Consider the following 24,733-nt stretch of genomic DNA (forward strand, 5'->3'; position numbering starts at 1 on the left):
CCCGCGGGACGGGCGCGCCCGTCCCGCGAGGCAACCGAGGCCCGCCGGGGATCGTTGCCATCGCCGTCGCGGCCGGTGCAGGCTGCCCATCGGGGCCGCGGCAACGACCCGGAACCGCCAGCCCGGGACGGAGCAGGAACGGAGTGGAGGTAGGCTCGCCATGTCGGAGGCCATAGCCCTCGTGGCCAACATCGTCTCGGCCCAGCTCGGGGTCGAAGCAGCCCGGGTCGCGCCGGAGACCCGGATCGTCGACGACCTGTACGGCGACAGCCTGGACGCGATCTCCCTGCAGATGGCGCTGGAGCAGGCCTTCGAGACCGAGATCCCGGACGACGCCTGGCACGATCTCCATACCATCGGCGAGGTCGCGAGCTGGATCGAGGTCCGCACCGGCGGCGGCGAGGCCTGAACCGCTTCCCCGGCCCCCGTCCGGGCACCGGGCGCGCCCGTCGGGGCGGCCGCCCATCACCGCATTGCGATTCCGTCAGGGCCCGTGATTCGTGGCAGGGAGTGGTCTGCGGCAAAGCCGGGCGTTGCCGGCGATCCGGGCGGATCGGGGCCGGTGCCCAATTCCGGAGGCGAGGCGGCCGCCGGGCCGTTCCCCCGTTCGTCCCGCCGCTCCGTGTGCTGGAACCCCCGATGCACCACATCGCCGCCGACGAGGCCAGATCGGCGCATGAGGCCGTGACCGGCACCGTGGGCGCGGCCCCCAGCCCGGCAGCCGGCGCGGCGGTCGATGCCGGAGCGTGCGGGGCCGGAGCGTGCGGGGCCGGAGCGTGCGGGACCCCGTCCGGCCGCGGGCGCCGCGACCGCCTGCGGCACGGCACCGCCGAGCTCCACGCGGCGCTCGACGCCGCCCTGACCGGCGCCGGCTACTTCGACGACGCCATGGGCTATCGCCGCTACCTCCTGGCCGTGCTGCCGTTGCAGCAGGGTCTGGAGGCGGCCCTGGACTTGGCCGGCGCCGCCGCCCTGCTGCCCGACTGGCCGGCGCGCCGCCGCGCGCCGCTGGGGCGGTCGGCCCTCGCCCGGCTCGGCGACGCGCCGGTGCCGCCGGCCGTGCTGCCGGTGCCGGCGGGACGCGGCGCGGTGCTCGCCGGCCTCTACGTGCTGGAGGGCGCGACCCTGGGAGGGGCCGTGCTGGCGCGCCGGCTGCGCGAGGTCGGCGTCCCGCCGCCGGCGCTGCGCTTCCTGGATCCCCATGGCGCCCGGCGCGGCGCGATGTGGCGCGGCTTCCTCGCCCGGCTGGAGGCGGCGCCGCTGTCGCCCGGCGAGGAGGCGGCGCTCTGCCCGGCCGCGCGCGCCGTCTTCGCCCGCTTCGCCGCCTGCCTCCTTCCCTCCCGCCGCCCGCCGGCCACGCAGCCGTGACCGACCGGCCGGGGCAGGGTGCATCGCCGGCGGGCGCCCGGTCGGATGCCGCGGCGGCGGCGGATCTCGCCGACGCCGCGCTGCCGCCCGCCGCCGGGCGGGCGGACGGCATCGACCTGACCGCCTGCGACCGCGAGCCGATCCACCGTCCCGGCAGCATCCAGCCGCACGGTCATCTCCTCGCCTTCGCGGGAGAGGATCTGCGCCTGACCCATGCCGACGCCGCCGCCGGCCCGCTGCTGGGGGAACCGCTCGACGACGCCTTCGGCCGGCCCTTCGAGGCCGTGTTCCGCGGCGAGCCGATGCCGGCGCTGCGCGACGCGCTGCGGCACCTGCCGGAGCGCGGCACGGTGCAGCTCGGCCCGTGCCGCGCCGGCGGCCGGCTGTTCCAGGCCATCGGCCACCGCTCGCCGGACGGCTACGCCATCCTGGAGCTGGAGGCGGGCGCCGTCGACGGCGAGGCGCCGCGCTTCAACCACGAGACGCTGGAGGGGCTCTACCCGCTGATCCGCGACGCCTTCGACCGGCTCGGCCGCGCCGACGGCATCGAGGCGCTGACCGCCGCGGCCGCTGCCGAGGTGCGCCGGATCACCGGCTTCGACCGCGTGCTGATCTACCGCTTCGGCCCGGACTGGGACGGCACGGTGGTGGCGGAGGACCGCAACGACCGCCTGCCCGCCTATCTCGGCCTGCGCTTCCCCGCCTCCGACATCCCGGCCCAGGCAAGGCATCTCTACACGCTGAACCGCCAGCGGCTGATCGCCGACGCCGACTACGTCGAGGTGCCGATCCTGGCCGCGCCGGCCCTGCGCGCCCGCTTCCCGGCGGGGCCCGGCGATCCCGGACCGGCGGGCGGCGCGGCGGCCGCGGCAGCCACCGACCCCGCGCTGCCCGACCTGTCCTTCTCGGTGCTGCGCAGCGTCTCGCCGGTGCACCGCGCCTACATGCGCAACATGGGCACGCCGGCCTCGATGTCGGTGTCGCTGCTGCGCAACGGCACGCTCTGGGGGCTGGTCTCCTGCCACCATGCCGCGCCGCGCCGCGTGCCCTTCGCCGCGCGCGAGGCATGCGACCTGATCGCCCAGATGCTGGCGGTACGCGCCGCCGCCTGGGAGGAGACGCTCTACGCGCGCGAGCGTGCCCGGCTGAAGGGGCTGGAGGGGCGGCTGCTGGCGCACATGGCGGCGGCCGGCCGCTTCATCGAGGGCCTCGTGACCGAGCCCGACACGCTGTGCGGGCTGACCGGCGCCGCCGGCGCGGCGGTGCTGTTCGAGGGGCACTGCACGCTGATCGGGCGCACCCCGGCCGAGCCGGCGGTGCGGCGGATCGCGGCGATGCTGGAGCAGCGCGGGGTCGAGCAGTTCGAGACCGCCTCGCTCGCGCAGGTCATGCCCGAGGCGGCGAGCCTCGCGGAGAGGGCGGCCGGCCTGCTCGCCATCCGCATCTCGGAGCTGCGTCCGAACTTCGTGCTCTGGTTCCGCCCGGAGCTGGTCACCACCGTCACCTGGGGCGGCGACCCGCGCAAGCCGGTGCAGCCGCCCGCCGACGCCCCGCCCGCGGGCACGGCGGGGCGGGATGACGCGGCCCGGCATGACGTTGATTGGGATGCTGCGGGCCAGGATGCTGCGGGCCAGGATGCTGCGGGCCAGGATGCTGCGGGCCGGGGTGCCATGGGCTCGGGCGGCACGGCGGCCGGCGGGGCGGGCGCGGGAGGCGCGGCCGTTGGCGCGCCCCTGGGGCCGCGCCACTCCTTCGCCGCCTGGCAGGAGACGGTGCGGCTGCAGGCGGCGGCCTGGAGCGCGGCGGAGATCGACGCGGCGCGCGACCTGCGCTCGGCGGTGATCAGCATCGTGCTGCGCCAGGCCGAGGAGATGGCGGAGCTGACCACCCAGCTCGAGCGCTCGAACAAGGAGCTGGCGGCCTTCTCCTATTCCGTCTCGCACGACCTGCGCGCGCCGTTCCGGCACATCGTCGGCTACTCTGAGCTGCTGCGCGAGCTGGAGGCGCAGACGCTGTCGCCCACGGGCCGGCGCTTCGTGGCCACCATTATCGAGAGCGCCCAGACGGCGGGCGCGCTGATCGACGCGCTGCTCAACTTCTCCCGCATGGGCCGCTCGCGCTTCGCCCAGGTCCCGGTCGACACCGCGGCGGTGCTGCGGGACGTGCTGCGGACCCAGCCGCCCGACATCGCGCAGCGCCGGATCGAGTGGCGGATCGGCGAGCTGCCCGTGGTCGCGGGGGACCCCGTGATGCTGCGCCTGGTGCTGGAGAACCTGGTCTCCAACGCCGTCAAGTACACGCGCGGCCGCGAGCCGGCGGTCATCCAGGTCGGCTGCCAGGCGACCGACGAGGAGTTCGTCTTCTCGGTCCGCGACAACGGCACCGGCTTCGACATGGCCTTCGCCCACAAGCTGTTCGGCGTGTTCCAGCGGCTGCATCGGGCGGAGGACTTCGAGGGCATCGGCATCGGCCTCGCCAATGTCCGCCGCATCGTGGAGCGGCATGGCGGCCGGGTCTGGGCCGAGGGGCAGCTCGGCCTCGGCGCCTCCTTCTTCTTCACCCTGCCACGCGCCGCCCCACATGATAGGGTGCCGCCCGAGGCGGAAGCCATGCCGGCTTCCGATCAGGGGCCGCAGCCGACCTCCCGCGACGAGGCGGCGCGCTCCGGCAGGGCGTCGACGGAGTGAGGATGACGTCTGCCCCCATCCGGCCGATCCTGTTGGTCGAGGACAGCCCCAACGACGTGGAGCTGACGCTGGCCGCCCTGGCCCGTGGCCGGGTCGCGAACCCGGTGGTGGTGGCGCGCGACGGGGTCGAGGCGCTGGAATACCTGCTGCCCGGCGGCGCGCCCGGGGGCGCGACCGGCGGCCAGCCGGCCGAGATCCCGGCCGTGGTGCTGCTCGACCTCAAGCTGCCGCGCGTGGACGGGCTGGAGGTGCTGGAGCGGATCAAGCGCGATCCGGCCATCCGCAACATCCCCGTCGTGATGCTGACCTCCTCGCGCGAGGAGGAGGACCTGGTCCTTTCCTACGACCTCGGCGTCAACGCGTTCGTGGTCAAGCCGGTCGGCTACCAGGAGTTCTTCGAGGTGATCCGCGACCTGGGCGTGTTCTGGACCGCGGTGAACGAGGCGCCGCTGCGCCCGCGCCCCGACGAGCGGGATGCCCCGGACGGCGCGGAAGGCATGGGGCGGTGAGCGGCGCCGAGGCCCCGGACCCAGGGTTACGCGCCTGCCGCATCCTGCATCTCGAGGACAGCCCGCTCGACGCGGAGCTGGCGGCCGCCGCGCTCGCGCGTGCCGGCATGCACCCGAAGATCGAGCGCGTCGAGACGCGCGAGGCCTTCGTCGACACCCTGGCGCGCGGCGGCTTCGACCTGATCCTGGCCGATCACCGCCTGCCGACCTTCGACGGCCTCACGGCGCTCGACATCGCCCGCCGCGAGGCGCCGGACGTCCCCTTCGTGTTCCTCTCCGGCACGCTGGGCGAGGAGACCGCGATCGACGCGATGCGCAACGGCGCCACCGACTACGTGGTCAAGCAGCGCCTGACCCGCCTGCCCGTCGCGGTCGGCCGCGCGGTGGCCGAGCGGCGCGAGCGGCGCGAGCGCCTGGCCGCCGAGGCGGCGCTGCGCGAGAGCCGCGCGCGGCTCGACACGCTGATCGCGCAGGCGCCGGTCGGCATCATGCAATTCGACCGCGACGGCCGCATCGTCCTCGTCAACGAGCATTTCGCCGCGATGCTGGGCCGGACGCCGGAATCGCTGATCGGCCAGCCCAAGACCTCGATCACCCATCCCGACGATCGCGCCGCGACCGAGGCCGCCCTGGCCGGGCTGGCGGCCAGCGGATCGTCGCGGCGGATCGAGAAGCGCTACCTGCGCGCCGATGGCAGGCCGGTCTGGGCCGAGACGCTGCTCTCCCTGACCGGCGGCGAGGGCACGCCGCAATACGCCCTCGCCATCGTCCAGGACCTGACCGAGCGCCGCCGCGCCGCCGCCGCGCTGCGCGCCGCCGAGGCCACCTCCCGCCTTGCCCTACGGGCGGCCGGGCTGGGCACGTGGGACTACGATCTCGTCTCCGGCAGCCTGACCTGGGATGCGCGCTGCCGGGCGCTGTTCGGCGTGCCGGCCGCGGCGCCGGTCGACTACGACACCACCTTCCTGGCCGGGCTGCACCCGGACGACCGGGCGCGGGTGGACGCGGCGGTGAAGCAGTCGATCGAGGCGGGGAAGGGCAGCTTCGACGAGGAATTCCGCGTCCTGGACGCCGCCGACGGGCGCGAGCGCTGGCTCGCCTCCAAGGGCCACGGCACCTTCGAGGGCGGGCGCTGCGTCCGGCTGCTCGGCGTGATCATGGACATCACCGACCGCAAGCGCAGCGAGCAGCAGCTCCGGCTGCTGATCAACGAGCTGAACCACCGGGTCAAGAACACCCTGGCCACGGTGCAGTCGGTGGCTGCCCAGACCCTGCGCAACGCCGAGTCCACCACCCAGGCACGCGAGGATTTCGAGCAGCGCCTGATGGCCCTCGCCCGTGCCCACGACGTGCTGACGCGGGAGAACTGGGAGGGGGCCCGCCTGCACGACGTCATCGCCCAGGCCCTCGATCCCTATCGCCACATGGGGGTGGGCGCCGAGCGGCTGCAGGTCGAGGGGCCGGAGCTGGTGCTGCCGCCGCGCATCGCCCTGGCCCTCGCCATGGCCTTCCACGAACTCGCCACCAACGCCGCCAAGTACGGCGCCCTGTCGGCGGCCGAGGGGCAGGTGCGGATCGTCTGGACGCTGCGGCGCGAGGGCGGGCAGACCCATCTGAGGCTGCGCTGGATCGAGTCCGGCGGCCCGCCGGTGCAGCCGCCACGCCGGCGCGGCTTCGGCTCCCGCCTGATCGAGCGCGGCCTCGCGCGCGACCTCGGCGGGGCGGTGCGCACCGAATTCGCGCTGGAGGGCGTGCGATGCAGCATCGACGCGCCGCTCGCCGAGGGGGGCGGCTTCGACGCGCGCTCCCTGCCATCGTCGTCCGCCGGAGGGCAGGAGGGCGAGGACGAGATCCACCGCCTCGCCGGCTGAGCGGCCCGCGGCCGGGGGACCGGCGACGGGGCCGGGGCGCCGTCGTGCCTTCCCCACGTCACCTGTCCCCGGACGCAACCCGTGCGGTGGCACCACGTTGGGATGGCAGGCCGTGCCGACGCACGGGAACCGCAGCCTGCAGGAGAGAGAGCGCATGTCCCTCGCCGACACCATCAACGACGCCGCCCGCCGCATCCGCGGCACCGACTGGCGCGAGGTCGCCGACGACGTTTCCGACCATGCCGCGCGCCGCTCGCGGGAGCTTTCCTCCGATGCCCGCTCCGAGCTGGCGCGCCTGCGCAAGCAGGTCGAGTTCCTGATGCGCGACCGCGTCCGCCCCGCGCTCGACGACGCCGCGGACACGATCAGCAGCTACGGCCGCGAGGCCCGTCATTACGCCTCCGACGGGGCCGACCGGGCGGTGCGGGTGGTGCGGGAGCGGCCCTTCCTGGCCATCGGCATCGCCGCCGCGGCCGGCGTCCTCGCCGCCTATCTCGCGGCCTGCACCATGCGGCGCGACTGACGCGGTTCCCGGCCGAAGCGCTCGGTTTCGGCCGGAGCCTGAACGCCCCGCAACCCGGCCGGCCGCGCCTTCAGCCGGCCGCCGGGAAGCGCAGGGTCACGACGAGGCCCGGCCCGGCATCGCCCAGCGTCAGCGACGCGCCGTGCAGCCGCGCCGTCGCCGCCACCAGCGCCAGCCCGAGCCCGGTGCCCGGCGTGTTCCGGCTGCGGTCCAGCCGGTAGAAGCGTTGCAGCACCTTCGCGCGCTCCCCGGCCGGGATGCCGGGGCCGTCGTCTCGCATCGCCAGCACCGCGCCGCCGGCGGCGTCCCGCGACAGCGAGAGGCACAGGCGCCGCCCGCCATGCAGCAGCGCGTTCTCCAGCAGGTTGGTCACCGCCTCGCGCAGCAGCGCGGTATCGCCCGGCACCGTGATGCCGGGGGCGACGTCGAGCGCCAGCACCCGGTCCCGTTCCTCCGCCACCGCCTCGTAGGTCTCCCCGAGGAAGCCGACGAGCGCCGACAGCGCCACCGCGCGCGGCGGCGCCTGCCGCAGCCCCGCCTCGACCCGTGCGATGCGCAGCAGCGCCGCGAAGGTGGCGAGCACCGCGTCGGTTTCCGCCACCGCCCGGGCGAGGGTCGCCGAATCGGCCTCCGGGTCGCGCGCGCGCCGCAACGCGGCCTCCAGCATCTGCCGCGTCCGCGCCAGCGGGCTGCGCAGGTCGTGCGCGATGTTGTCGGTCACCTCCCGCAGGTCGCGCACCAGCGCCTCGATCCGCGCCAGCATGACGTTGACGGTGCCGACCAGCCGGTCGATCTCGTCGCCCGTTCCCTGCAGGGGCAGGCGTCGGGCGAGGTCGCCCGCCATCACCGCGCGCGCCTCGCCGGTCACCGCGGCGAGGCGCCGCTCCAGGCGGCGGCTGTAGGCGAAGCCGACCCCGGCCGCCGCCGGCGCCGCGGCGAGGCCGAGCAGCAGCAGGGTGAGCGGCCAGAGCGGATCGTCCTCGATCCGCGTCACCTCCATCGCCGCCACCAGGATCAGGGGGCGCGGCCGGCCCTCGATGGCGGGGAAGGCGAGGCCGCAGGCGCGCAGCGGCGGCCCCCCGGCAGGCAGCAGGCTGCGGCAGTCGGTGAAGCCGGTGGCGGCGCCGGGCAGCGGGCCCAGCAGGAGCGCGCCCTCCGCCGTCCAGAGCGCCGCGCGGAACAGCAGCTTGGGGTTGACGTTGTGGCGCGCCACCTCGTCCACCAGCTCGGCCTGGCCCAGCGCCTGCTTGAGCGTGGGCGGCATGTAGCTGGCCAGCTCCTGCTGGAGGCTGCTGTCGGCATGGTCGCGCAGCCTGGATTCGAGGCGGATCTGGGCGCGCAGGGTGGCGAGGCCGAAGCCGAGCAGGCAGACTAGGAACACCGCCGCCGCCGAGGCGAGGGCCACGCGCAGCGCGAAGCTGCGCGGCAGCAGGGGCGATGCGCGGCCGCCGGCGCCCGGCGCGGCTGGCTCCGTGCCGGCCGGCGAGGGCGGGTCGGCCGGGGGGCGCCGGGGCGACGTTCCGTCCATCGGGGGCGGCGCGCCGCCGCTCAACCGGCGGTTCCGATGGCGTAGCCGACGCCGCGCACCGTGCGGATCAGCGTGGAGGGACCCTCCCGGCCCGCGTCGAGCTTGCGGCGCAGCCGGCTCACATGCACGTCCACGATGTTGGTGTTGGGATCGAAATTGAACTCCCACACCTGCTCCAGCAGCATGGTGCGGGTCAGCACCTGCCCCGGATGGCGCAGCATGTATTCGAGCAGCCGCTTCTCGGTCGGCAGCAGCTCGACCACCCGGCCGCCGCGCCGCACCACGCGCCTGAGCAGGTCCATCTCCACGTCGGCGACGCGCAGATGCGTCTCGGCCCCGCCGGCGGGGCGGCGCGCCAGGGCCTGGAGCCGGGCGCGCAGCTCCTCGAACACGAAGGGCTTGGTCAGGTAGTCGTCGGCGCCGGCGTCCAGCCCCTCGACCCGCGACTCCACCTCGCCCAGCGCGGTCAGCACCAGCACCGGCGTCGCGATGCCGGCGCTGCGCAGCACCCGCAGGATGGTCAGCCCGTCGGGGCCCGGCAGCATGCGGTCGGTGACGATGATGTCGTAGGGCTCCGTCACCGCGCGGTGCAGCCCCTGGCGCCCGTCGGGCGCGACTTCCACCGCGTGGCCCATCTCGCCCAGTCCCTGCCGGAGCTGGTCGGCCATCGCCGGCTCGTCCTCGATCACCAGGATGCGCATCGCGTCCCCGTCGCTCCACGGTCCGGCGCCGCCCGCCGGCCCACCGCCTTCTTCGTTCGGAAGCCGCCGCGCCGGCACTGAAGCCCTTCAGCCCCCGCCGCACGGCGGGCCGCCATGCGTCGGGAGCCGCTCATCGTCATCGCCGCCGTCCGGCGCTTTTTCCGAGACGGCGCCGATGTCCGCCGGGTTGGAGCGGATCGCCGGCGGGCGGGCACGCCCGGCGGCGTGAATCCGCGCCGAGAACGACGAGCGACAGCGAACCGCAGTCCCGACCGGACTGCGGTTCACTGTGGTCTGCTTGATACAGTCGCGTTACCGTCGTGCCCGGAGGCTGTGCCCAAGGTGACGCGCCCGGGCCGCGCCCGGGCTGCACGGGGTCGGTGCCCGGCCGGGATCAGGAGTGCGGAAATGCCGGAGAGCTTCTCCCCCTACGTCGCCCGGGAAAGGCATGTCGGGCCGTACCGCTTCGACATGCACATCAAGGACCCCGTGGCCAGGGAGTGGTACGACGTGGAGCCCGACCAGTGGCAGCGCGAGCGGCAATGGTGCATCGACACCATCCGCCCCGGCTTCAACGTGCTCGACTGCGGGGCGCATCAGGGGCTGATGACGCTGCTCTTCTCCCTCTGCACCGGCCCCGCCGGCACGGTGCACGCGTGGGAGGCGCTGCCGCGCAACGCGGCGCTGATCGCGCGCAACGCGGCGCTGAACGGCCGGACGAACATCGTGGTGCATCCGCGCGGCATCGGCAGCGAGCCGGCCTTCGTGCCGATCAACGAGAACCACGGCAACATCGTCGTGCTCGGCGCGGCCGCGGAGCTCGAGGAGACGGGGCGGATCGAGATCGTGCGGCTCGACGACGACGTCGACCCCGCCATGCCGGTGCACTTCCTGAAGATCGACGTCGAGGGGCACGAGCTGCACGCGCTGCGCGGCGCCCGGCGCATCCTGTCCGCCCGGCCCTACCTGATGCTGGAGCTGCACAATTTCCTCTTCCGGGATCGCCGGCAGACCGTCGCCGGGATCCTGCGGATCCTCGACGAGTTCGGCTACTACCTCTGGGTGGACGACTTCACGCGGGCGATGGATGTCGGCCGCTCGCCGGACCCCGTCTGGCTCGCCGGGCTGACGCATGCCCAGCTCTACTGCGTGCCCGTCTGATCGCCCGCCGATGCCCGGGACGCTCCGGGTCGGCGACGCCTTCGTGGACGAGATCCTGATGGCGCTGCCGCTCGACGGGCGGGCCAGGCCGGAGGCACCTCCCTGAACGGGCGCGGCAGGCGGGCACGGCGGGCGGCTGCTGCCCGCCTGGACGCGCGTGCCGGTGCCGTCGGGCGGCAGGTCGCGCGGAGCGGCCCCGCGCCGGCCGTTCAGCCGGGGGCCTCGTCCGCCAGCGCCGCCGCGGCCTGCCGCGCCGCCGCCACGCCCCGATCCGCCCAGAGCGCCGCCGCGGCGACGGCCGGGCCGAGATCGAAGGCGGAGTCCAGCGCCGCGCGCAGCGCCGGGTCGGCCAGGGACGGGTCCTCGGCCAGCACCTCGCGCAGGGAGCGGCCGCTGTCGCGCACCGCGCCTGCCGCGTGCTCCACCAGCGCGTGCGCCTTCTCGCGCCCGAGATGCTTCGCCAGCCGCCCGGCCACCGCGTCGGCGAAGAGCAGGCCGCGCGTCGCGTCGAGATTGGCCAGCATGCGGTCCGGATGGACCTCCAGCCCCTCGGCCAGCGCCCGCGCCTCGCGCAGCGCGCCGGCGGCGAGGCCGAACAGCGGCGGCAGGGCCAGCCATTCCGCCTGCCACAGCCCGACCGGCCGCTCATGCGCCGCCGCCATGGCGTTGAGCAGCGTGCCGACATGGCCCGGCGCCGCCGCCTGCGCCGCCAGGATCACGGTGCAGGAGACCGGGTTGCGCTTGTGCGGCATGGCCGAGGAGCCGCCGCGCCCCGGCACGTAGGGCTCGGCCACCTCCGCGACCTCGGTGGAGGCGAGGTTGGCGATGTCGGTCGCCATCTTGGCCAGGGCGCCGATCAGCGTGGCGAGCCAGGCGCCCGCCTCGACCATCCGCGCGCGCCGCGCATGCCAGGCGATCGGCGCCACGCCGAGGCCGAGTGCCCGCGCGAAGGCTGCCGAGACCGCCGGCCCCTTCTCGCCCAGCGCCGCCAGCGTGCCGACCGGCCCGGCCAGCGAGGCGGTCAGCACGCGTTCGCGCAGCCCCGGCAGGGCGGCGGCCGCCTCGCCGATGCCGGCGGCCCAGACCGCCGCCTTGAAGCCGAAGCTGATCGGCGCGCCGTGCTGGCCGTAGGTGCGGCCGACGCAGGGTGTCGCGCGGTGCGCCTCGGCCAGCCGGCAGAGCCCGTCGAGGGTGGGGCCGAGCTCGGCCGCGAGCAGGGCGAAGGCGTCGCGCATCTGGAGCGCGAGGGCGGTGTCGGCCACGTCCTGGGTGGTGGCGCCGCGATGGAAGCCGCCGGCGAGGTCGGGCGGCAGGCGCGCCTCCACCGCCTTGAGGAAGGGAATGGTCGGCACGCCGGAAAGGGCGGTCTTCGCGCCGAGCGCCGGCAGGTCGAGCGTGTCCGTGTCCACGGCGGCGACCGCCCCGGCCAGCGTGCCCGGCACGAGGCCGCTCTCCGCCTCGGCCCGCGCCAGCGCCGCCTCCATGGCGAGCATGGTGGCGAGGCGGGCACGGTCGGAGAACACCCCGGCCATCGCCTCGGTCGTGAAGAGCGGGCCGAGCAGGGTGGAGTCGGGCGGAAAGAAGGTCATGGTGCCGTGCTTCTCGTTGTTGCTGCCGTGCCGGGCCGTGGGCGTGCCGCTCAGTGCAGCTTCACCCGCGGCTCCGTCCGCCGCGTGATCAGGCGTGCCAGCGAGCCGAGCGCGGTCTTGGTCCAGCCATGCAGCGCGCGCTCGTGCATCTTGTAGAGCGAGCGGTACATCAGCCGCGCGAACAGCCCCTCGACCAGCATGCTGCGCCCGGCCACGAAGCCCATCAGGCTGCCGACGGTGGAGTACTCGCCGAGCGAGACCAGCGAGCCGAAGTCGCGATAGGTGAAGGGCTTCAGCGGCTGGCCGCGCATCCGGCGCGGGATCTGCTTCAGCAGGTGGCTGGCCTGCTGGTGCGCGGCCTGGGCGCGCGGCGGCACCGGCGCCTCGTGCCCCTCGCGCGGGCAGAAGGCGCAGTCGCCGATGGCGAAGATGCTCGGGTCGCGCGTGGTCTGGAGCGTGGGCGTGACGACGAGCTGGGTGCTGCGGCTGACCTCCAGCCCGTCCAGGTCGCGCAGTACGTCCGGGCCCTTCACGCCGGCGGCCCAGACCACCAGCTCGGACTCGATGAAGCGGCCATCGGCGAACCGTACCCCGTCCGCCTGCACCGCGCTCACCCGCGCCCCGGTCAGCACGGCGACGCCGAGGTCCTGCAGCAGCTTCGTCACGGAAGCCGAGATCCGCTCGGGCAGGCCGGGCAGCACGCGCGGCGCCGCCTCGACCAGGGTGATGCGGATGTCGCGCTCCGCGTCCACCCGGTCCATGCCGAAGGCGACGACGGCGCGGGCGGTGCGGTGCAGCTCGGCCGCCAGCTCCGTGCCGGTGGCGCCGGCGCCGATGATGACGACATGGAGCTGCGCCGGCCGCACCGGCCCGGCCTGGGTGTGGGCGCGCAGGCAGGCATTCACCAGCCGGCGGTTGAAGCGCGCGGCCTGGGCGGTGGTCTCCAGCGCGATGGCGTGCTCGCGCACGCCGGGGGTGCCGAAATCGTTGGTGGTGCTGCCGACGGCGATCACCAGCGTGTCGTAGCCGACGCTGCGGGGCGGCGTGATCTCGCGGCCCTCGTCGTCATGGGTGGCGGCGAGCAGCACCTCGCGCCGGGCGCGGTCGAGGCCGATCATCTCGCCGTAGCGGTAGCGGAAATGGTGCCAGTGCGCCTGGGCGAGGTAGTCCAGCTCGTGCTCGTCCACGTCCATGCTGCCGGCGGCCACCTCGTGCAGCAGCGGCTTCCACAGATGGCCGCGGGCGCGGTCCACCAGCGTCACCGTGGCGTGCCGCTTGCGGCCCCCCTTGTCGCCCAGCGTGTCGCCGAGCCGGGTCGCCAGCTCCAGCCCGGCGGCGCCGCCGCCGACGATCACGATGCGGTGCAGCCCGGCCAGGGTCGTGCGGTCCGGCGTCGGCCCCGGGCGTGGCGCGGGGGTGGGGGAGGCGGCGGCGTTCGCTGTCTGGGTGTCCCCGGAGGTGTCGCCTGCCGCCATCGGATCAGAGCTCCTCTGCGCCGAGGCCCTGGCCGTGCCGGGCCTGCCGCCGCGCCTGCGCCGCCATGCGCACCCCGGCATTGGCGGCGCCGAACTGGCGGTAGCCGCCGTCGCGCTCGACGATCTCGAAGAAGAAGCGTTCCTCGAAGGCGCCGGTGTAGGCGTGCCGGAACTCGCCGCCCGAGGCGTCGCGGTCGTAGAGTAGACCCGCGGCCTGCAGCGCCGCCAGCGTCGCGTCGTCCAGCCCGAAGCGGGCGGCGACGTCGTCGTAGTAGTTCTCGGGGATGGCCAGCATCGGCGCGCCGCGCGCGGCGGCCTCGCGTGCCGCATGCGCCGCGTCGGCGCCGCGGAAGGCGATGTGGTGCACGCCCGCGCCGGCGATGGCCGAGATGAAGCGCCCCGTCGCGGTCTGCCGGCTTTCCGAGACGTTCAGCGGCAGTCGCACGCTGCCCTCGCGGCTGACCATGGCACGGGAGCGCACCAGCCCCTGCGGGTCGGGCAATTCCTGCAACGGCTCCGGCTCCAGCCCGAACACGGCGCGGTAGAACAGCACGAAGCCGTCCATCTGGCCCGGCGCGAGGGCCTGCGCCACGTGGTCGATCGCGAACAGCTCGGGCTCCGCGTCGCTGTTGGCCGGCTCCCCGGTCCCGAGGGCGGAGAAGGGCGGCAGCAGCTCGAAATCGTCCTCCCAGATGCTGCGCCGGCCCGGCTCTGACTGCACGAGGTAGACCAGCGTGCCGTTCGGCGCCCGCACCGCCGGGATCGGCCGCTCGCCGGGGCCGAGCCGCTCCTGCCAGGTGGCGCAGAGCAGGGCGCGGGCGCGCTGCAGCGTCGCGGCCGCGTCGTCCACCCGCAGGCCCATGGCGAAGACCGAGGGGCCGTGCATCTCGAAGTGCTCGGCGGCCGCGCCGTCCGGCTCGCTGTTCAGCACGAGGTTGATGCGGCCCTGCCGGTACAGCTCCACCTCCTTCGAGCGGTGCCGCCCGGCGAGGCGAAAGCCCAGCGTGCCGAGGAAGTCGGCCAGCAGGCCGCGCGTGGTGTGGTCCACGGCGAATTCCAGGAACTCGAAGCCGTCCAGCCGCGGCGGCGGCGGCAGGGTGGCGGCGCCGGCCTCGGATTCCACCAGCACCAGCGAGCGCAGCCCGTCGCGCGCGGTCCGGCGCGCGGGGGCGGCGCGGAATTCGTCGTTGAAGATCTCGAGCGAGAGCGGGCCGCCGTAGCCGCTCGCCAGCACGGCGCGGGTGAATTCCGCCACCGGCAGGTCGCCCTGGCCGGGGAAGTTGCGGTAGTGGCGGCTCCAGTTCAGCACGTCCATGTCGAGGCGCGGCGCGTCGGCGAGCTGGACGAAGAAGATGCGCCCGCCCGGCACCTCGGCGATGCCGGCCGGGTCGTCGCGCACCGAGAGGGTGTGGAAGCTGTCCACGATCAGGCCGAGCGCCGTGTGGTCCGCCCGCTGCACGATGTCCCAGGCCTGCCGCCAGCGGTTGACGTGCCGGCCCCAGGCCAGCGCCTCGTAGCCGATGCGCAGCCCGCGCCTCGCCGCGCGCTCGGCCATCTCGCGCAGGTCGGCGGCGGCGCGCGCGGGATCGTCGATCGCGGCGGCCTGGACGTTGGAGCAGACCAGCACGAGGTCGGTGCCGAGCGCCTGCATCACGTCGAACTTGCGCTCGGCGCGGTCGAGGTTGCGGGCCCGCAGCGCGTCCGGCATCGCCTCGAAGTCGCGGAAGGGCTGGTAGATGGTGACGGCGAGGCCGAGATCCTCGCACATCCGCCGCACCTGCGCCGGGGAGCCGCTGTAGCTCAGCAGGTCGCTCTCGAAGATCTCCACCCCGTCGAAGCCGGCCGAGGCGGCGGCCTCCAGCTTGTCCGGCAGGTTGCCGGAGAGGCAGACGGTCGCGATGGCCTTGGCCAAGGGGGCGGCGGCCAAGGGGGCGGCCAAGGGGGCAGGCGGGCTGGACGGGTCGTCGGCTGGCATGGCTTACCTCGGTCTTCGGCCGGAATTCGTCGGGTGCCGCCGGGCTCCCTCCGGCCCCGGCGGATGGCGCCGGCGCCCGGGCGGCCCTGCCGACCTCCGGCCGTTTATCGGTCGCGACGGCCGAATGCGCGAGGCCCTAAATCCCGCCCCGCCGACCGGCGGGCGGGGCCGCCGGCCCGGCCGCCCCGCCCGTCAGGGGCCGCCTGCCCGGGGTCGCCCGCTCAGTTGCGCCGGGCCAGGAAATGCGCCAGCGCCGCGATGTCCTCCGCCGACAGCGCCGCCGCGATCCCGTTCATCTGCGTGTCCGCCCCGGTGCGGCTGCCGTCGCGGTAGCCCTGCAGCGCGTGCCGCAGGTAGTCCTCCCGCTGGCCCGCCAGCCGGGGCACGTTGTCGCGCCCGGCATAGCTCGGCAGGTGGCAGACGTTGCAGTGCGCCGCCTCCGCCAGCGGCCTCGCCCGCGCCAGCAGCGCGGCGCCGGGCGGCGGCATCTGCCCCGGCGGGAAGCCCGGCGGCAGGCCGGCATAGTAGGCCGCGATGTCCTCCACCTGCGCGTCGGTCAACTCGCGCACCAGCGTGCTCATCGGCTCGACGTCGCGCAGCTTCTCGCGGAACAGGATGAGCTGGAGCGTCAGGTAGGTCTCCGGCTGCCCGGCCAGGGAGGGGACGTTCTCCATGGCCGAGCGCCCGCGCGGCCCGTGGCAGGCGGCACAGGGCTCGGCCAGCGCCGCGCCGCGCGACGCATCGCCCGCCCGGGCCGGCAGGGCGGCGCCCGCGAGCGCCGCCAGCGCCAGCGGCAGCGCGGCCGCGAGATGACGCACGTTCCGCGTCCGTGGGCGACGCACCCTCAGCGCCCGTAGGCGATGCGGTAGATGGCGCCGTTCTGCTCATCGGAGACGAGCAGGGAGCCGTCGGGAAGCTGCTGCACGTCGGTCGGGCGGCCGAGGAACTGGTTGTTCGCGCCGTCCAGCAGGCCGGTCATGAAGGGCTCCATGCGCGGCTGCCCGTTCGCGTCGAAGGAGACCATCACCACGTCGTAGCCGCTGCGCTGCGTGCGGTTCCAGGAGCCGTGGCGCGCGATGAAGATGCGGTTGCGGTACTCGGCCGGGAACATGCCGCCGGTGTAGAAGCGCATCCCCAGCGCCGCCGTGTGCGGGCCGAGGCGCAGGGCCGGCTGCGAGAACTCCGAGCACTGCCGGCCCGTGACCTCGGGGTCCTGCATCGTGCCCATGTGGCACCAGGGGAAGCCGAAATGCTCGCCGACGCGGCGCACGTGGCCGAGCGTGTCCTCGGGCGTGTTGTCGCCGGCCCAGTCGCGGCCGTTGTTGGTGAACCACAGCTCGCCCGTCACCGGGTGGAAGTCGAAGCCGACGCTGTTGCGCACCCCGTGGGCCACCACCTCGCGCCCGGAACCGTCCGGGTTGTAGCGCTCGATCGTGGCGTGGCGATCGTCCACCCGGCAGATGTTGCAGTTGGCGCCCACCTGCAGGTACAGCTTGCCGTCCGGCCCGAAGCGCAGGAATTTCCAGCCGTGGTGCGCGTCGGTCGGCAGGTTGAAGTTGCCGGTCAGCTCCACCGGCTTCGGCTCGTCGAGGCTGCGGTCGATGTTGTCGTAGCGCAGCACGCGGTTGATCGCGGCGACGTAGAGCGCGCCGTCGCGCACCGCGACGCCGTTCGGCTCGGTCAGCCCCTGCAGCAGCGTGCGCACCCGGCGCTGGCCGTCCTGCTGTGTCACGGCATAGACGCGGCCGATGGTGCGGGTGCCGACGAACAGCGTGCCATTCTCGCTCAGCGCCATCATCCGCGCGCCGGGCATGCCGGAGGCCCAGACCTCCACCCGGAAGCCGTCCGGCACGCGGATCTGCGCGACGGGAATGCGGTCGGGCGGCGTCACGGTCAGGCGCGGCGCGTTGGGCGCGAGCGGCGAGGCGGCCATGCCGCTGGGCCGGCCCTGCTGCCAGGCGGGCGCCGCCGGCGCCGGCTGCTGCGCCGCGGCAAGGCCGTGCAGCATCGGCAGGGCGAGCAGGGCGAGCGCGAGCGGCCCTCCGGTTCGGCGTCGTGCCATGGCGTTCTCCTCCGTCTTCTTGCACGCCTCCCCGGGTGTTTCCCCGGGGAGTCTCGCGGGGCGCCGCGCCCGTTCGGAGGCGCCGGGAATCCTCCCGGGCCTTCCCCGTGCACGTCGTTCCCGGCGCCGGCGGCGCGCCCGCGCGACGGGTAGGCTAGAGCGAATTCGCGCCGGATGGAAAACGACGGAGCGGTGAGGTCCGCCGCGCGGCGCGGGCCCGGTCGGGCGCCCCCGGATCAGGGGGGCGCAGGCCGGCCGGGGCCGTCGGTCGCCAGCACGCCGCGATCCAGCAGGTCCTGCAGCAGCGCCACGACATCCGCCGCGATCACCGCGCGCGGCGCCGCGTAGCGCGCCGCGAGCGTATCCACCACCGCGTCGACGCTGCGCTCGCCGTCGAGCAGCGACAGGATGGCGAGCGCGGTGTCGTCCGGCACGAACAGCCGCTCCGGCCCGACGACCACCTGCCGCCCGCGCGCCCGGTCCTCCCGCAGCCGCATGCCGCGCGCGAGGGCCGGCCGCGAGGTGCCGTCGATGCGTCGCGCCTCGGCGCGCAAATCAACCGACGCCTCGGCGCGCAAATCAACCGCCGCCTCGGCGCGCAAATCAACCGACGCCTCGGCGCGCCAATCAACCGACGCCTCGGCGCGCCAATCAACCGACGCCTCGGCGCGCCAATCAACCGACGCCTCGGCGCGCCAATCAACCGACGCCTCGGCGCGCCAATCAACCGACGCCTCGGCGCGCAAATCAACCGACGCCTCGGCGCGCGGATCGACCGATGCCTCGGCGCGCGGACCGACCGGCGTCTCGGCGCGCGGACCGACCGGCGTCTCGGCGCGCGGGGCTTCCGGCGTGGCACCCGGCGGCGGGGCGTCGTCCCGGCGGGTCACGGCCGGAAGGCGCCGGGCGGCGGCGCTCCCGGCACGACATAGGCGTGGTGCAGCGCGTCGAGCTGTGCCCAGAGCAGGTCGCACTTGAAGCGCAGCGCGGCCAGCACCGACTCCTGCGCCGCGCGCGTGCGCGCCTCCGCCTTCACGTAGTCCAGCGCGAAGGCCACGTCCTGCGGGGCCTGGGTCAGGCGCGGCGTGAAGTAGGCGAGCGTCGCCGCGTCCACGAACGGGTAGCCGCGCAGCATGCCGCTGACCCGCTCGGAGATGATGGCGGGCGAGAACATCTCGGTCAGCGAGGAGGCGACCGCCTCCAGCACGGAGCGGTCGCGCACGAAGTCCACATAGGCATCGACCGCGAAGCGGGTCGCCGGCAGCAGCCCGGCGAGCGAGGTGACGTAGCCGCGGTCCAGCCCGAGCCCGTCGGTGAGCGCCAGCCAGCGTTCGACGCCGCCCGGCCGCCCGCCATCGCCGTCATGGTCCACGAGCCGGCGGCGCCACTCCCGGCGCAGCGCCGGCGTCGGCAGGCGCGCGAGCAGCGTCGCGTCCTTCGCGGGGATGCGCGCCTGGTAGTAGTAGCGGTTCAGCGCCCAGGCCTGCACCTGGCCCCGGCTCAGCTTCCCGTCGTGCAGGAGGCGGTGGAACGGGTGCAGGCTGTGGTAGCGCTCGGCCCCGATCGCGCGCAGGCGCGCCTCCAATTCCTCGGGGGCGAGGAGCGCCGCCGCGTCGCTCATCGGCCGTCTCCCGGCCCGCGCGTCCCGTCGCCGGCATGGACGGCCGCGTGCGCCGGACCATGGCCGCGGGGACGCGGCGCGGCGCGCCACGCGCGCATCGGCCCGGCGGGAGCCGCCCGGCCGGACGATCGGCGGGCGGCGGCGCATGGCGGAGGCAGGGGTGAAGGCCGGCACGGCGCGGGCGCGGGGCGCGGCGACGCCGGACGTCGCGGGGCGGCCGCTGGCATGGGTGTTTCCTCCTCCGTCCTGCCGGGGCGTGGGCCTCGGGCCGGATGCCGCCGGCATTCCGACGCACCGGGCCGGGCCCGTCAACCGGGGCCATCGCCCCCCGAAGTCGGGCGCGGCGGGAACGCGATGCCGTGATCCCGGCATGCCGATGCCTCGAAGGCGCCATGGTCGCCGACTATCTCGAAGGGAACGGTGGCGCTCCGCGTCACCCGCAGCAACGAGGTGGACCATGACCTCCCGCAAGCGTCTCCTGCTCGCCGCACCGATGCTGGCGCTGGGCCTTCTGGCGGCGGCGCCCGCCGCCCAGGCGCAATGGCGCCCGCATGGGCCCGGCGGTCCGGGCTGGGGTGGTCCAGGCTGGGGTGGGCGCGGTCCCGGCTGGGGCGGTCCCGGCTGGGGCGGTCCCGGCTGGGGCGGTCCCGGTTGGCGTGGTCCCGGCTGGCATGGGCCTGGGCCGGGCGGCGTCGTCGCCGGCACCCTGCTCGGCCTCGGCGCGGGGGCGCTGATCGGCAGCGCCCTGGCCGCGCCGCCCCCGCCGCCGGTGTACTACGCGCCGCGTCCGGTCTACGTCGCACCGCCGCCGTACTATGCGCCGCCGCCGCCCGTCTATTATGCGCCCCCGCCGCCGCCGGGCTACTATGTGAGGTAGAGCGGCGCGCGGCCGCCCCGCCAACCCCGCGCGCGGGGTTGGCCCGCGCAGGTCGGGACCTGCATGGGCCGTTATCCAGCGGTCGGGGCCGTTCCGGCCCGACCATGCCGAGCCGGAACGGCTCCAGCCCGGCTGACCGGTGGCAGGCACCGGGGCGGGCCCTTCCTGCCCCGGAACGCGCCGAGAGGTCCCTGGTCAGTCGATCCAGGTGAAGGGGCGGTGCCGGGCCTGCCGCGCGATCCAGCGGCGTGCCGCCGCCTCGCTGTGGAAGCTCATGTAGGACGCGGCATGGCCGGGGCGGGTGCCGTCCGGCAGGCGCTCGTACCAGGTGGCGCCGACGCGGTTGCCGGCGAGACGCCCGACCCTGGCCATCAGCGCGGGCTCGCGGTGCGCCCGGTCCCCGTCCATCGCGAAGGGATGCGCCGTGCCGCGCCCGCGCAGCGCGAGGCGGAGAAGGCTGCCTGCGCCGGTCCTGATCCGGGAAAGCATCGCGTCGCCATCCGCCTGATGCTGCCAGTCCAGTGTGGGTGCGAGAGAGGTCATTGTGAAGTCCGCCTGCGGGTGCCTGACGGTAGGCGGAACCGCCCGGATTGTCAATAAAAAGAGATTTCTTCTCGTTTGGGATACTCGCCCGCACGGAAGCTTGCCCCGTGAGACGGAATCCGGGTGGATCGGGCCGGACGCACCGGGGATGGCCCGCCGGCACCGCTCCCCGACCCTGCCCAGCCCGCGGGACCGGCCATGCGCCGGCACGGGCATTGGGGCAGGTCGGGTCGAGGGCGGCTCGCCGGCCGCGTGGCCGGACCGGAGCGCCAAGGCGGAGGGTTGACGCTATGGTGCCTCCACGGAGTCCGCCGGGACGGCCGACGCCGCCCGGGCCGGAGCCGATGAGGACGGGAGGGAGGACGGAATGCGGACGAGGCGGGAAACGCTCGCGGCCTTCGGCGCGATCATGGCGGCGACCGCTGCGCGGGCCGGGGCGGAGGAGGCGGGCTGGGCGCCGTCGCGGCCGCTGCGGCTGATCGTGACCTATCCGCCCGGCGGCGTGAACGACATCGTCGGGCGCATCGTGGCGGAGCCGCTGGGGGCCGAGCTGGGCCAGCCGGTGGTGGTCGAGAACCGCGCCGGGGCGGGCGGCAACATCGGCACCGTGGCCGCGTCGCAGGCGGATCCGGACGGGCACACCATCCTGTTCGGCACCACGGCGATGTTCGGCGTGAACCCGGTGCTCTACCCCAATTCCGGCGTGGACGCGGCGCACGACTTCGCCTGCTTCGGCACCATCGCCGAGACGGCCAACGTGCTCTCCGTGGTGCCGAGCCGGATCGAGGCGAAGACGGTGCGGGAACTGGCCGACGAGGCGAAGCGGCGGCCGCTGATCTACGGCTCGGTGGGCAACGGCAGCTCCTCGCACCTCTCGGCGGTGGTGTTCCTGAAGCAGCTCGGCATCGAGGCGACGCACGTTCCCTATCGCGGCTCCTCGCCGCTGGTGGCGGCGATGCTGGCGGGGGACGTGGATTTCGGCTTCGACACCACGGCGACCTCCACCGCGCATGCCCGCTCCGGCGCGTTCCGGCCGCTCGCCGTGACCACGGCGCGCCGCACCTCGGCGCTGCCGGAGGTGCCGACGCTCGCCGAGGCGGGGCTGCCCGGCTACGACCTCGGCATCTGGTTCGGGCTGTTCGTGCCGGTGCGCACGCCGGCGCCGGTGCTCGCGCGGCTGCGCCAGGCGCTCGCGCGCACGCGCACGGCGCAGACGGCCGAGCGGCTGCGCCGGGCCTATGTGGACCCGCTGGAGATCCCCGACGCCGAGCTGGCCGGCTGGGTCGCGGCCAACGCGACGCGCTGGCAGTCGATCGCGCGCGCGGCGAACATCTCGGCGGACTAGAGCCGTTCCGGCCTGACCGTATCAGGCCGGAACGGCTCCAGCCTTTTGGCTTCCCGCATTTTCCGGGTCGCCGGGTGAGTACACCCGGCTTGAAAATGCTCCGGAGCGGAACGCAGTCCGGTCGGGACTACGTTCCGCTCCGGCTCGTTGCTTTCCGGGCGGCTTCACGCCCCCGGGCGTCGCCGCCCCGGCGATCCGCTCCAGGGCGCGCCCAAGCAGGCGGGGCTCACTCGCCCTCGTCGGGGATGTTGAGGATGCGGCCGCAGGCCTTGCAGTGCACCGCGTCCGGCTCGTGCCGCTGCAGGCCGCAGCGCGGGCAGGGGAAGCGCACCTTGTGCGGCCGGAACATCGACTGCGCGAGGCGCAGGAACAGCGTGACGCCGCAGAACATGATGACCACGGCGAGCAGCCGGCCGGTGGTGCCGGGCAGGGTGATGTCGCCGAAGCCGGTGGTGGTGAGCGCGGTGATGGTGAAGTAGAGCGAGTCCGCGTAGTTGCCGATCTGCGGGTTGTGGCGGTGCTGCGTCTCGTAGACCAGGCCGGTCATGATGAAGATGAAGACCAGCAGGTCGGCCGTGGCGGTGATCGATTCCTCGTTGCGCGCGAAGGCCGGGAAGTCGCGGCGCAGGCATTCGAGCAGCCGGTAGGTGCGCAGCAGGCGCAGGACGCGCAGCGCGCGCAGAAAGGCCACGCCCTCGCCGGCGAGCGGCACGAGGAAGCTGGCCACCGCCACCATGTCCGCGAGCATGACCGGGCGCACGGCCTCGCGCAGCGGCCGCGGGCTGGCGAGGAGACGGGCGGCCAGCTCGGCGAGAAGGACGAGGCCGAACAGCACGTCGAGCACCTCGACCGCCGGGCCGCGCCGCACGAAGGAGGTGGCGGCGATGAAGACCACCGTGGCGAGGTCGAGGCCGAGCAGGGCGTAGCGGAAGCGCTCGGCGCGCGGGGTGGGGCGGAAATAGAGCTCGTGGAGGGTACGCCGCAGGCCGGGCGGGAAGGGGGCCGGGCAGTCCTCGGCCGGCGGCAGGCGCGCGGCGACGGGGATGCCGGCGAGGCGGCGCCGGGGCGGGGCGTGGACGGCGGGCGGGGCAGGGGTGTCCGGAGCCGGGGGCGTCGGCGGCATGGTGGCGGGCATGGTGCCTCGGGCGGCGGGCGGGCGCGAGGGTGGGGTGGGACGACCGGCGAGAAAGCGGCCGCCGTGTGCTGGTGGGGGCGAGGACGGCCCATTGCGCGCCGTGGAGGGGCTTGCCGGCGGCGGGGCCGGGCAGGCGGGGCGGCTTCCTCCTCCGGAACGCTCATGGAGCCACCGGGGGCTTCGGGAGCATGCGCCGCTTTCCGGTCCCCGACGCGCCGGCTCAGCGCCGGATCAGGATCACGCCGCCGATCAGCAGCACGGCGCCGGCGAGGCGCGGCAGGTCGATCGGGTGCCGGTCGAGGTTCAGCCAGCCGAAATGATCGAACGCCACCGAGCCGAGCATCTGGCCCGCGACAAGCAGGGAAAGGAAGGTCGCGGCCCCGAGCCGCGGGACGAGCAGGATGCCGAGGCCGATGAACAGCGCGCCGAACAGGCCGCCGCTCCACCCCCACCACGGGATGCGCGACGCCACCCCGGCCGGCGGCAGGGGATCGCGGAGGGCGCAGGCGAGCAGCGCCATGCAGGCGAGGCCGACGGCGTAGCTCGCGAAGCCCGACCAGGCGGCCGAGCTCAGGGATGCGCGCAGATTGGCGTTCAGCGCCTGCTGAACGACGATGCTGATCCCTGCCAGGACGGCGAGGGCGGCGGGGAGAAGGGTGTCGGGCATCGGTCCGTGGCCGGTTCGTGGGGGCATCGTCGCGGCGTCCCGGCGGGGCGTCGCGAGACCATTGACGAACACCGGCAGGCCATGCCGTCAAATGCCCGGAATGCGGATTTCCATGCGGATGGGGCATGATGAACCCGGCTCACCTCGACCTGTTCTGCGCCGTGCGGCGCCATGGCGGCATGACGCGGGCCGCCGCGGCGCTCGGCATCGGCCAGCCGCATGTGAGCCGCGCGATCGCGCAGCTGGAGGCCGATCTCGGCTTCGCCCTGTTCGTCCGCGGGCACGGGAGCGCGCTGCCGACGCGGGAGGGGGAGGCCTTCGCGCGCGAGGTCGAGCGGACCCAGGCCGGGCTCGACCATCTTCGGCACGTCGCCCGCCAGATACGGGAACTCGGCTCTGCGCCGCTGCGCGTGGCCTGCCAGCCCTCGCTTGCCGCCCGGCTGCTGCCGCGCGCCATCCGGCGGCTGGAGGCCGATTTCCCGGGCGTGCGCGTCGCGGTCCACGTGCCGGAGCCCGACACGATCTGGGCATGGGCTTCGTCCGGCCGGTGCGACATCGGCCTCGTGCGGCCCCGTGCCGGCTACACGGGGGTGGCGTGCGAGCCGTTCCTCACGGTCGATGCGGTCTGTGCCATGCCGCGGCGGCATGCGCTCGCCCGCAGGCGGGCGGTCGCGGTGCGGGATCTCGCGGGGGAGCCGATGATCGTGGGCGGCCCGGGCCTCTTCCGGCAGGCGGTCGAGGCCGCTTTCGCGCAGGCGGGGCTGGAGCCGCGCTGCAACCTCATGGCGCAGTACACGGCGGCACGCTGCGGCCTCGTGGCCGAAGGGCTGGGGCTTGCCATCGTCGATCCGGTCGCGGCCCGCGCGCTCGCGGGGCTGCCGATCGTGCTGCGGCCGTTCCGGCCCCGCATACCGATCGAGACGGTGCTGGTCCGCCCGTCGGACCGGCCGCCCTGCCACCTCGCAGCCCACCTCGTCGGCCTTCTGAAGGCCGAATGCGGTGCGCTGTCGTCCATCCGGACCTGACCCGGACTGGCGCACGTCCCCCGGGAATCCCGGGTTCCGGCGGCCCTGTGCCCCTTGTTCGGTGGTCCGGG

General features: G+C 75.0%; 22 protein-coding genes. 10 read left to right on the forward strand and 12 right to left on the reverse strand.

All coding sequences use genetic code 11. The annotated features are described in order from the left end of the window. Nucleotides 1–160: 160 nt before the first annotated feature. From M0638_RS00965 to M0638_RS00995, 6 genes are all read left to right on the forward strand, one after another. Nucleotides 161–409: an acyl carrier protein gene (locus M0638_RS00965; RefSeq protein ID WP_248665081.1), complete on the forward strand. Its 249-nt coding sequence runs from the start codon at nucleotides 161–163 to the stop codon at nucleotides 407–409. A gap of 230 nt (nucleotides 410–639) precedes the next feature. After that, nucleotides 640–1,368, forward strand: coding sequence for a biliverdin-producing heme oxygenase (locus tag M0638_RS00970; protein ID WP_248665082.1), 729 nt, complete (start codon nucleotides 640–642; stop codon nucleotides 1,366–1,368). Then, nucleotides 1,365–4,055, forward strand: coding sequence for an ATP-binding protein (locus tag M0638_RS28670; protein ID WP_345892966.1), 2,691 nt, complete (start codon nucleotides 1,365–1,367; stop codon nucleotides 4,053–4,055). Before M0638_RS00970 ends, M0638_RS28670 begins: the two co-directional genes overlap by 4 nt. A gap of 2 nt (nucleotides 4,056–4,057) precedes the next feature. Continuing rightward, complete coding sequence (locus tag M0638_RS00985) at nucleotides 4,058–4,564, forward strand: response regulator (protein ID WP_248665083.1); 507 nt, start codon at nucleotides 4,058–4,060, stop codon at nucleotides 4,562–4,564. Further along, the gene (locus tag M0638_RS00990; protein ID WP_248665084.1) at nucleotides 4,561–6,435 is read left to right on the forward strand and encodes a PAS domain S-box protein; all 1,875 of its coding nucleotides are present in this window, start codon (nucleotides 4,561–4,563) and stop codon (nucleotides 6,433–6,435) included. The genes M0638_RS00985 and M0638_RS00990 overlap by 4 nt, the downstream gene beginning before the upstream one ends. A gap of 154 nt (nucleotides 6,436–6,589) precedes the next feature. Further along, the gene (locus M0638_RS00995; RefSeq protein WP_248665085.1) at nucleotides 6,590–6,958 is read left to right on the forward strand and encodes a glycine zipper domain-containing protein; all 369 of its coding nucleotides are present in this window, start codon (nucleotides 6,590–6,592) and stop codon (nucleotides 6,956–6,958) included. Between the two features lie 70 nt (nucleotides 6,959–7,028). On the opposite strand, the gene M0638_RS01000 is transcribed toward M0638_RS00995, so the two are convergent. Together M0638_RS01000 and M0638_RS01005 are read right to left on the reverse strand one after the other, a co-directional pair. Next, entirely contained in the window at nucleotides 7,029–8,510 is a 1,482-nt protein-coding gene (locus M0638_RS01000) for a sensor histidine kinase (protein WP_248665086.1), read from the reverse strand. Continuing rightward, on the reverse strand, nucleotides 8,507–9,187 hold the full coding sequence (locus M0638_RS01005; protein ID WP_248665087.1) for a response regulator transcription factor: 681 nt from the start codon (nucleotides 9,185–9,187) through the stop codon (nucleotides 8,507–8,509). Before M0638_RS01005 ends, M0638_RS01000 begins: the two co-directional genes overlap by 4 nt. Before the next feature lie 408 nt (nucleotides 9,188–9,595). On the opposite strand from M0638_RS01005, the gene M0638_RS01010 reads away from it, so the two are divergent. Beyond that, a complete protein-coding gene (locus tag M0638_RS01010) occupies nucleotides 9,596–10,348 on the forward strand; it encodes an FkbM family methyltransferase (RefSeq protein WP_248665088.1) in 753 nt (250 codons plus the stop codon). 209 nt (nucleotides 10,349–10,557) lie between these two features. Here the strand turns inward: M0638_RS01010 and M0638_RS01015 are convergent, their stop codons facing one another. The 7 genes from M0638_RS01015 to pqqC form a co-directional block, all read right to left on the reverse strand. Then, nucleotides 10,558–11,937, reverse strand: coding sequence for a class-II fumarase/aspartase family protein (locus M0638_RS01015; protein ID WP_248665089.1), 1,380 nt, complete (start codon nucleotides 11,935–11,937; stop codon nucleotides 10,558–10,560). A 50-nt stretch (nucleotides 11,938–11,987) separates the two neighbouring features. Beyond that, nucleotides 11,988–13,412: an NAD(P)/FAD-dependent oxidoreductase gene (locus M0638_RS01020; protein WP_248665090.1), complete on the reverse strand. Its 1,425-nt coding sequence runs from the start codon at nucleotides 13,410–13,412 to the stop codon at nucleotides 11,988–11,990. Between the two features lie 4 nt (nucleotides 13,413–13,416). Continuing rightward, nucleotides 13,417–15,324, reverse strand: coding sequence for a bifunctional sugar phosphate isomerase/epimerase/4-hydroxyphenylpyruvate dioxygenase family protein (locus M0638_RS01025; RefSeq protein ID WP_248665091.1), 1,908 nt, complete (start codon nucleotides 15,322–15,324; stop codon nucleotides 13,417–13,419). Nucleotides 15,325–15,608: 284 nt separating this feature from the next. Then, complete coding sequence (locus tag M0638_RS01030) at nucleotides 15,609–16,205, reverse strand: c-type cytochrome (protein ID WP_248665092.1); 597 nt, start codon at nucleotides 16,203–16,205, stop codon at nucleotides 15,609–15,611. Nucleotides 16,206–16,231: 26 nt separating this feature from the next. Beyond that, complete coding sequence (locus M0638_RS01035; protein ID WP_248665093.1) at nucleotides 16,232–17,449, reverse strand: PQQ-dependent sugar dehydrogenase; 1,218 nt, start codon at nucleotides 17,447–17,449, stop codon at nucleotides 16,232–16,234. 236 nt (nucleotides 17,450–17,685) lie between these two features. Next, the gene (gene pqqD / locus M0638_RS29045; RefSeq protein WP_248665094.1) at nucleotides 17,686–18,339 is read right to left on the reverse strand and encodes a pyrroloquinoline quinone biosynthesis peptide chaperone PqqD; all 654 of its coding nucleotides are present in this window, start codon (nucleotides 18,337–18,339) and stop codon (nucleotides 17,686–17,688) included. Continuing rightward, a complete protein-coding gene (gene pqqC / locus M0638_RS01045; protein WP_248665095.1) occupies nucleotides 18,336–19,070 on the reverse strand; it encodes a pyrroloquinoline-quinone synthase PqqC in 735 nt (244 codons plus the stop codon). Before pqqC ends, pqqD begins: the two co-directional genes overlap by 4 nt. Before the next feature lie 457 nt (nucleotides 19,071–19,527). Here pqqC and M0638_RS01050 point away from each other — a divergent pair, with 457 nt between their 5' ends. Further along, a complete protein-coding gene (locus M0638_RS01050; RefSeq protein ID WP_248665096.1) occupies nucleotides 19,528–19,947 on the forward strand; it encodes a hypothetical protein in 420 nt (139 codons plus the stop codon). Nucleotides 19,948–20,142: 195 nt separating this feature from the next. Here the strand turns inward: M0638_RS01050 and M0638_RS01055 are convergent, their stop codons facing one another. Continuing rightward, on the reverse strand, nucleotides 20,143–20,490 hold the full coding sequence (locus tag M0638_RS01055) for a hypothetical protein (protein WP_248665097.1): 348 nt from the start codon (nucleotides 20,488–20,490) through the stop codon (nucleotides 20,143–20,145). Between the two features lie 367 nt (nucleotides 20,491–20,857). Here M0638_RS01055 and M0638_RS01060 point away from each other — a divergent pair, with 367 nt between their 5' ends. Continuing rightward, nucleotides 20,858–21,835 carry a Bug family tripartite tricarboxylate transporter substrate binding protein gene (locus M0638_RS01060; protein WP_248665098.1) on the forward strand — a complete coding sequence of 326 codons (978 nt, stop codon included), beginning with the start codon at nucleotides 20,858–20,860 and terminating at the stop codon, nucleotides 21,833–21,835. Nucleotides 21,836–22,061: 226 nt separating this feature from the next. Here M0638_RS01060 and M0638_RS01065 read toward each other — a convergent pair whose 3' ends face one another. Both M0638_RS01065 and M0638_RS01070 read right to left on the reverse strand, forming a co-directional pair. Next, nucleotides 22,062–22,970, reverse strand: coding sequence for a potassium channel family protein (locus M0638_RS01065; protein WP_248665099.1), 909 nt, complete (start codon nucleotides 22,968–22,970; stop codon nucleotides 22,062–22,064). A 220-nt stretch (nucleotides 22,971–23,190) separates the two neighbouring features. Next, nucleotides 23,191–23,637: a DMT family transporter gene (locus M0638_RS01070; RefSeq protein ID WP_248665100.1), complete on the reverse strand. Its 447-nt coding sequence runs from the start codon at nucleotides 23,635–23,637 to the stop codon at nucleotides 23,191–23,193. Nucleotides 23,638–23,765: 128 nt separating this feature from the next. On the opposite strand from M0638_RS01070, the gene M0638_RS01075 reads away from it, so the two are divergent. Further along, nucleotides 23,766–24,662, forward strand: coding sequence for a LysR family transcriptional regulator (locus M0638_RS01075; protein WP_248665101.1), 897 nt, complete (start codon nucleotides 23,766–23,768; stop codon nucleotides 24,660–24,662). Nucleotides 24,663–24,733 lie beyond the last annotated feature (71 nt).

The organism is Roseomonas acroporae, from assembly GCF_023223525.1.
Taxonomy (GTDB): domain Bacteria; phylum Pseudomonadota; class Alphaproteobacteria; order Acetobacterales; family Acetobacteraceae; genus Roseomonas_E; species Roseomonas_E acroporae.